The sequence below is a fragment of the Nonomuraea lactucae genome (assembly GCF_003313395.1).
Lineage (GTDB): Bacteria > Actinomycetota > Actinomycetes > Streptosporangiales > Streptosporangiaceae > Nonomuraea > Nonomuraea lactucae.
Genome location: NZ_QNFZ01000554.1, coordinates 1 through 1,706, shown reverse-complemented (window position 1 = coordinate 1,706; position 1,706 = coordinate 1). Strand labels below are relative to the sequence as shown.

General features: G+C 69.8%; 1 protein-coding gene. It reads right to left on the bottom strand.

From position 1 onward, the window contains the following. Window positions 1–60: 60 nt before the first annotated feature. A complete protein-coding gene (locus tag DQW85_RS23525; protein ID WP_240197378.1) occupies window positions 61–1,596 on the bottom strand; it encodes an IS1182 family transposase in 1,536 nt (511 codons plus the stop codon). Window positions 1,597–1,706: the final 110 nt, after the last annotated feature.

Genomic DNA, 1,706 nt, shown 5'->3' with positions numbered 1-1,706 from the left:
CCCTAGGAGTGTCCTGAAGATCTTGGTGGGTGGGTCGGTATGAGCTGGCCCGTCCACTGGTTATGGAGTGGTGGCGATGAGGGTCCAGGTGTTTTTGAGGTAGGCGAGTCCGAGGTTGATCAGGCGACGGAGGTTGAGAGCTGCGGCGCGGTGGTGGAGCCAGCGGTCGTTGGCGTGGGTGCCGCGGTAGGGCAGGCGGCGGTTGCCGCGGGCGACCAGCCAGGCCACAGCGCGTTCGACCATGGGCCGCCAGCGCCGGTAGTCGGCCTGCCAGTCGGGGTCGGTGGCGGCTTGGTGGCGGGCGGCGGCTTGCAGATCGTGGTGGGGGCGGATGGTGAGAATGCGGCCGGTCTTGGCGGTGGTGCAGCGATCATGGAGAGGGCAGGCGGTGCACAGGCCGGTGAAGGTGGCGCGGCGCTGCTGGTAGCGGCCTGCGGGCGCGGCGAGTGCGACGGTGTGGCCAGCGGGGCAGGTGAGCGTGCCGGCGGTGGTGTCGATGGTGAAATCGTCCAGGGTGAACCCGCCGACCACGGCAGGCTTGAGCGCGGGTGGCTTGATCAGCAGCCGATGTCCGGCGGCCGTCAGGACGGCGCGCAGCTCGGCTGCGGCGTAGGCGGCATCGGCCAGGATCTGCAGCAGGCCGTTCTCGCCGGCGAGCAGAGCGGGGGCGACGGCGGCCTCATGGTTGTCGGCTCCGGCGCCGGGGTGCAGGGCAACCGCGGTGAACAGGCCGGTCTCCGGTTCGACGGCCAGGTGGGCCTTGTAGCCGTCGTCACGCTGCTGCGCACTTTTGTGGATGTGGCGGGCCTCGGGGTCGACAGTGGAGATGATCCGATCGGGCGGGATGCGGCGGGCGATCTGCCACCGCCCATCAGTGCCGTCGGAGCCGACGGCAGGTTCGACGTCTTGGCCGGCGATCAAGGCCAGCAGGCCGACGGCCCGGGCGGCATCTGCGTCCAGGTCCTGGCCGGCCAGTTGGCCCAGCAGGGTGAGCGCATCGGTGACCAGGGCGCTGACCAGGGCAGTCTTGGCCTCCTCGTCGTCCCAGGCGATCTTCGGTTTGCCCGGGTCGGTGTAGTCGTGGGCATTGCAGTGCGCCGCGATGATCGCGGCGGCGCCGGGCACCTGGCGGGCCACCCGGCGGATAGCGGCGATCAGTTGGGTGATGGTGTCCTGGGTGGCGACCGCGTCGGTGAGCACAGCCGAATCCAGCGCCCGCCGGGTCCGGCCGGTCAGCACCCCGGTCTGCTCGACCACGGTGCGGACGATCTCGAAGATCCGGTCCGGGCGAGAAGAACGGGCCAGGCGGCGCCGGAAATAGGTCAGCAGCGACGGATCGAATCCCTGCTCGTATAACCCCAGCCCGCAGGCGGCCTTCCAGCGCAGATCGAACCGCAGCGCGGCGAGGGCTTCCTCATCCGACAGCCCGTGCAGCGCTTGCAGCACCACCACCGTCGCCAGCAGGTCCGGCGGCACCGACGGGCGCCCGTTGACCGGCGCATACATGTCCGCGAACGCCTCCAGCGGGAACAACACCCGCCGATGTTCGGCCAGGAACGCGAACACGCTCCCGGCCGGGATCAACTCACGGCACACGACCCACACCTCAGGCCCGGCCGGAACCATCCGACGGCCCATCATGACCCGAGTGTGAATCCCCGATCCCCGCCTGGAAAGACCACCAAGATCTTCAGGACACTCCTAGG